The following is a 6,775-nucleotide window of genomic DNA, read 5'->3' on the forward strand; positions in this document are numbered from 1 at the left end:
GTTACTATCCATAAATAAACTACCAACCTCACAATTTCCACAAATTGCACCAACTACCGTAAATATTTTTATTGCATATCCAGGAGCGAGTGCAGATGTACTTGTAAAATCGACTTTAATTCCATTAGAAACATCTATTAATGGAGTACAAGGTATGCGTTACATAGCTTCTGATGCAACTAGCGCTGGAGAAGGAACATTAAGAATTATTTTTGAACCAGGAACAGACCCAAACCAAGCAGTAGTAAGAGTAAAGACTCGTGTAGATCAAGTCATGCCATTATTACCGCCTTTGGTTCAACGAGAAGGTGTAATTATTACGCCAGTACAACCAAGTATGTTAATGTATGTAAACCTGTATAGTGATGATGCTAAACAGAACGATGAGAAATTTCTATACAATTATGCATACACGAAAATTGTACCAGAAATACAGCGAATTAATGGTATTGCAAGTGCTAAAATTCTAGGAAGTCGTAAATACGCCATGCGAGTTTGGTTAAAACCAGATAGAATGCGTGCCTATAATATTTCTGCAGAAGAAGTGTTAGAAGCTATGGATGAGCAAAGCCTTATTGCTCGTCCAGGTAGATTAGGAAGAAGTTCTGGAAAAGAAGCACAATCTTTAGAGTATGTATTAACCTACGAAGGGAGATTTAATGAAGCAGACCAGTACAAGAATATAGTTATAAAAGCCAATGAAGAAGGCGAAATTTTAAAATTAGGAGATATTGCAGATGTAGAATTAGGAAGCGAGTTTTTCGATATCTATTCTAATCTAGATGGCAAGCCATCTGCATCCATTGTATTAAAACAAACCTTTGGTAGTAATGCAAGTGATGTTATAGACAATGTAAAAGACAAACTAAAAGAATTGGAAGCCTATCTTCCTCCAGGAGTAGATTATAAAATAAGCTATGATGTATCTAATTTTTTAGATGCTTCTATAGAGCAGGTAATGCATACTTTACGAGATGCTTTTATTTTAGTGGCTATTGTAGTCTTTTTATTCTTAGGCGATTGGAGGTCTACTTTAATTCCAATTATAGCAGTTCCAGTATCATTAATAGGTGCATTTTTTGTTATGCAATTATTTGGTTTATCTATAAACCTTATCACCCTGTTTGCACTTGTACTTGCTATAGGTATTGTAGTAGATGATGCTATTGTAGTTGTAGAAGCAGTACATGCAAAAATGGAAGAAGAGCATTTAAAACCATACGAAGCAGTAAAAAGTGTTATTAGCGAGATAGGTGGTGCCATTATAGCCATTACTTTGGTTATGGTAGCTGTTTTTATTCCAATTTCTTTTATGACTGGGCCTGTAGGTGTGTTTTACAGACAATTCTCTATTACAATGGCAGGTTCTATTATCATTTCGGCAGTTGTAGCATTAACACTTACCCCTGTGTTATGTGCAATGATATTAAAGAATAATCATGGTAAAGCAAGAAAAAAATCTCCAATAAACCGCTTTATTGATTGGTTTAATACAAGATTTGATAAGTTAACAGGAAGGTATGTTAATATCCTAAAATTAATAGTAAACCGAAGAATATTAACCTTTGGAATTTTAATTGCATTTTGTGTAGGAATATTTGTTACAAATAAGGTTTTGCCTGCTGGATTTATACCTAATGAAGACCAAGGAACAATATATGCTATAATACAAACACCACCAGGAGCTACCTTAGAGCGAACCAATGAAGTTTCTAGAAAGTTACAGAAGCTATGTGAAGAAATGGACGATATAGCATCTGTATCTTCGTTAGCAGGATATGAAATAATGACCGAAGGTCGAGGCTCTAACGCAGGAACCTGTTTAATAAACCTAAAACCATGGTCAGAAAGAGAACACTCTGTACATGAAATTATGGAAACGTTAGAAGCGTCTAGTAAAGATTTAGGAGCAGTAATTGAGTATTTTGAACCGCCTGCTGTACCTGGTTTTGGATCTTCTGGTGGCTTCTCAATGCGACTATTAGATAAAACAGATAATACAGATTACCATGAGTTCGAGACCATAAATAATAACTTTATGGATGCGCTTAGAACACGTAAAGAACTTACAGGCTTATTTACTTTTTTTGCAGCTAATTATCCACAATACGAATTAGTTATAAATAATAAAGCAGCAATGCAAAAAGGCGTCTCTGTTGGAGATGCTGTAGAGAATCTTAATATTTTAATTGGTAGTACATACGAACAAGGATTTATTAAGTATGGCCGTTTCTTTAAAGTGTATACCCAAGCAGCTCCAGAGTATCGTAGACTACCATCAGATTTAGAGAAACTTTATGTAAAAAATGAAACAGGAGATATGGTGCCATATTCTGCCTTTATGACCTTAAAGAAAAAATTGGGACCTAACGAGATAACACGATACAATTTATATAATTCTGCGGCTATAAGAGGTTTACCAGCTAAAGGTTATACAAGTGGAGATGCTATTGCAGCAATAAAGGAAGTTGCAAAAGAAACCCTTCCTAGAGGGTACGATATTGCATGGGAAGGCCTATCGTACGATGAAGCTAGTAGAGGAAACGAATCTTTTTACATTTTTGCGGTGGTACTTGTATTTGTATACCTTGTATTAGCTGCACAATATGAAAGTTTCTTGTTACCCTTAGCCGTTATCTTATCCTTACCAGTTGGAATTTTTGGTTCGTTTTTATTGTTAAAAGTTATGGGATTAGCCAACGATGTCTATGCTCAAATTGGATTGATTATGTTAGTTGGACTTCTTGGTAAAAATGCCGTACTTATTGTAGAATTTGCTGTACAAAGGCGAAGGGAAGGCATCGGTATTTTAGAAGCAGCAATAGAAGGAGCAAAGATGCGTTTTCGTCCAATTTTAATGACTTCGTTTGCTTTTATTGCTGGCTTAATACCTCTTGTAATTGCAACAGGAGCTGGAGCTATTGGAAATAGAACCATTGGAGGCTCTGCAATGGGCGGAATGCTTATAGGGACAATAATTGGCGTATTGGTTATTCCTGGATTATACTACATTTTCGCAAAAATGGCAGATGGCAAAGGGCTAATTAAAAACGAAGCAGATGAACCCATCTCAGAAGAATTTATAAGAGCTTCCGAAGAGAAAAATACAATTAAAACACAATTGAGAGAGTTAAGAAAACGTATATCTAAATTAACCTCAAGTAATAAAAATAACAAAAAATGAAGATAACGATGAAATTTAAATCTATAGCAATACTTCTCCTTTTGTTAACTGTAGGAATTCAATCGTGTGTACCAGCAAGGCAGGTTAGGGCGGTTAATAAAAAACTACCACAGGAATATAATAATGCTGTAAAAGACACCTTTAATAGTGCCTCTATAGCTTGGAGAGCATTTTTTGCAGAGCCAGAATTAAATGCATTAATAGATTCTGCATTAGTAAATAACCAAGAATTAAATATTTTATTGCAAAAGGTAGCAATAGCTAATAATGAAATAAAAGCAAGAAAAGGAGAGTACCTTCCTTTTGTAAATTATAGAGCAGGTGCCGAGGTTGATAAAGTAGGGGAGTATACCAGAAACGGAGCAATAGAAACTAATCTTCCTGTAAAGGATAACAAAATGTTTCCAGAACCCTTTACCAATTATTCTGCGGGTTTAGTAGCAACTTGGGAGCTTGATGTTTGGAAAAAGCTTCGCAACTCTAAAAAAGCAGCCGTTATGGAATACCTTTCTACGGTAGAAGGGAAGCACTTTATGGTAACCAATTTAATTGCAGAAATAGCTAATGCTTATTACGAACTTGTTGCGTTAGATAATCAATTAGTAATTATCAATCAAAATTTAGAAATACAACAAAAAGCATTAAAAATTGTTAAACTTCAAAAGGAAGCAGCTAGAACTACAGAATTAGCAGTAAAACGTTTTGAAGCTGAGGTATTAAAAAATCAAAGTGAAAAATACGACATTAAGCAACAGATTATTGAGGTTGAAAACCAGATTAATTTTTTAATAGGAAAACAACCAGCTACAATTGTAAGACATTCTACTAATTTTTTAGAAAGGTCTATAGATACTGTAATGACAGGGATACCACCTCAATTATTAGGGAATCGCCCAGATATTCGTAAAGCAGAATACGAGTTAGCTGCTGCCAAACTAGATGTTAAAGTTGCCAGGGCTAAATTTTATCCCTCATTTGGCTTAAAAGCCGGTATAGGATTAGAAGCATTTAAACCAAAATATTTAGTATCTGGAGCAGAATCTTTATTATATAATTTAGGCGGAGACATTGTAGGGCCTTTAATTAATAGAAATGCAATTAAAGCAGAATATAATACAGCTAATGCAAAACAACTTGCAACTGTTTACGAATATGAAAAAGCTATTTTAAATGGTTATATTGAAGTTGCTAATGAACTTTCTAATATTGAAAACCTTAAAAAAAGTTACGTGTTTAAAAGTAAAGAGGTTGAAGCTTTAACCAAATCTATAGAAATCTCAAATAAATTATACCAATCTGCTAGAGCAGATTATATGGAGGTATTATTAACGCAAAGAGATGCATTAGAATCTAAAATTAAGCTTGTAGATATTAAAAAAGAACAATTATTGGCTCGTATTAATGTGTATAGAGCCTTAGGTGGCGGTTGGAGATAAGCTTATAGCTAGACGTTAGTATATAATATAAAAAGGTTCATTTATACAAGTGAACCTTTTTATGTATCAAATAATGTAAGTGGTTTTTTCGTTATAAATCTGTACTTATAGCATTGTTATGCTTAATTCTGCTATTATGTTTATTAGTAAAAAATAAAAAAAGCTTAGCTATATGGCTTTGATAAAATCTATTAAGTTTTGGTCTCTTGTTAATTTTAGTTTTTTACGGAGACTATGCCTGTAGTTATTAACACTTACTATAGCTATATTTAATTGAAGGCTTATTTGCTTAGAAGTGTGGCCCAAACGTATTAATGTTGCGATCCTTTTTTCTTTTTGAGTTAAGTTTGGGTATTGTTTTGTTAGTTGTTCATAGAACGAATCATTACCATCTTCTACATTTAAGTAAAGTTGAGATTTTTCTTTGTTTCTTTTTATGTCATTATTAATAGATATAATAAGATTTTTAATTGCATCGTTTTTATTATGGATATTGGTATCTATTATTTGTAATTTAATTTTTTCTAGCAAATCATTCTTCTCTGTTATGTGTATAGCAAAATCTGTAAGTTGTTTTTGCTTACTACTAACTTCAAAATTAAGTTTTTCTTGTTTTAATTCTTCTACTATTTTTTCAGCATGCCATCTTTCTTTATTAAGACGGTTAATTTTTTTATAACGAAATAAAGAAAAAATAGAGAAGAGAAGTATTGTAGTAAAAATTAATATAGTTAGAATATTATTTTTTGATTTTATTTGGTTTCTTTCCTCTAAAGAAGCTAGCATTCGTTTATGCTCAGCAATTTCATTTTCTACAAACCTATGCTCAAAAGAATGTTTTAATGATTCTATATTATAAATATTATTCCTGTTTTGAAATTCTTCTTTAAGAGCTATATGTTTTTTGTAAGCAATTAATTCTTCTTTATCTTTATGTAGTAGATTATAGATTTTTGATTTTAACAAAAAAACATCTTTTAAATTATTGTCAGTAGGTAAATTAACTATTTGACTTATTAATTCTAAAGCTTTATTAGGTTGTTTGCTTTGATAATACAGATTAGCTTTCTCGAAAAGCACATCTATATATAAATCTTTACGAAATCCTTTTTTAGATATATCTTCTGCATATTCAAGTTGTTTTAAGGCGGTTTCATAATTTTTGTTTTCTATATCAATCTTTGCTAAATACAAGTGGGCTTCAATATCATTTCCTTCTCGTTTAGAAAAAGTTGAATTAATAACTGTCTGAAAAAGACTTTTTGCCTTAGTGTATTCCTTTTTATTGTAATGTAAAATTGCAGTATTATGTATTAACATTAGTTCACCATTTTTGTCGCCTAATGCTTTAGATTTTTCTTTAGCAATTTCCATATACTTAAAGGCATCATTATGATTGTTAATTTCACTGTATACACAGGCTATAGAACTGTAGGCATGCACCTCTTCTTTTAAATACTTAGTGTTTTTTGTTAGTTTAATTATTTTGTCTAGATAGTTTAAGGCATTCTCATAGTTTTCTAATTCCAAATTGTAAAAGGCAATATTATTTAGGTTTCTTATTTTTAATGGAAAAATACTATCTGTTTTACTAAAACTATTTTCTGTTATTAAATTGTATTTTAAAGTTTTTAAAAAGTCACCCTTTTCGTAAAAATAAGTAGCTTTTTCATAGAAGGCATAACCTTCTAAGTAATTGTCATTTAGTTGTTTTGCTATTTTTATTGCGTTGTCAAAATTTCTTATTGCTAAAGTATCTTGCCCAACTTTATTATTAATGTGTGCATATAATAAATTAACATTATACATGCCCTTTTTTAGTTTTAGCGAGTCGCTAATTATTTTAAGTTTTTCTGTATATACCTTTGTGCTATCTAAGTTTTTATCTTTAAAAAAAATAGCAAGCATAGTCAATGAAGAAACTTTTTCTGTAGGCGTTTTAGAGTTTGCTAAATTAGTATATAAGAGGCCAATGTCTTGGCTTTGAGAAATAGAGGTACTACAGTACAAACAAAAAAATAATAAGTATGTTACTTTTTGTAAACTCATAATAAAAACAACTTAGGTTTGTTGTAAAAATAACTATAAAAGAGCTATTTGTAATTTTAAATTTATAAAAACAGCTAGTTATATAAGTTTTTATGCAGTTTAGGTG

At 31.4% G+C, this 6,775-nt stretch carries 3 protein-coding genes; 2 read left to right on the forward strand and 1 reads right to left on the reverse strand.

The window, feature by feature from the left end; genetic code table 11:
- Nucleotides 1–3,184 (forward strand): efflux RND transporter permease subunit (locus ACVC2P_RS20365; RefSeq protein WP_452600271.1); only part of this gene is annotated, 3,184 nt, incomplete at its 5' end.
- Complete coding sequence (locus ACVC2P_RS20370) at nucleotides 3,181–4,620, forward strand: TolC family protein (protein WP_452600272.1); 1,440 nt, start codon at nucleotides 3,181–3,183, stop codon at nucleotides 4,618–4,620. The genes ACVC2P_RS20365 and ACVC2P_RS20370, both read left to right, overlap by 4 nt.
- Before the next feature lie 168 nt (nucleotides 4,621–4,788).
- On the opposite strand, the gene ACVC2P_RS20375 is transcribed toward ACVC2P_RS20370, so the two are convergent.
- On the reverse strand, nucleotides 4,789–6,669 hold the full coding sequence (locus ACVC2P_RS20375; RefSeq protein ID WP_452600273.1) for a LuxR C-terminal-related transcriptional regulator: 1,881 nt from the start codon (nucleotides 6,667–6,669) through the stop codon (nucleotides 4,789–4,791).
- Nucleotides 6,670–6,775: the final 106 nt, after the last annotated feature.

Source organism: Pontimicrobium sp. MEBiC01747 (genome assembly GCF_053601635.1).

Excerpts from the sequence above, each read along its gene's own strand:
- ACVC2P_RS20370 (WP_452600272.1), top strand. The coding sequence starts at position 3,181 with ATGAAGATAACGATGAAATTTAAATCTATAGCAATACTTCTCCTTTTG.
- ACVC2P_RS20375 (WP_452600273.1), bottom strand. The coding sequence starts at position 6,669 with ATGAGTTTACAAAAAGTAACATACTTATTATTTTTTTGTTTGTACTGT.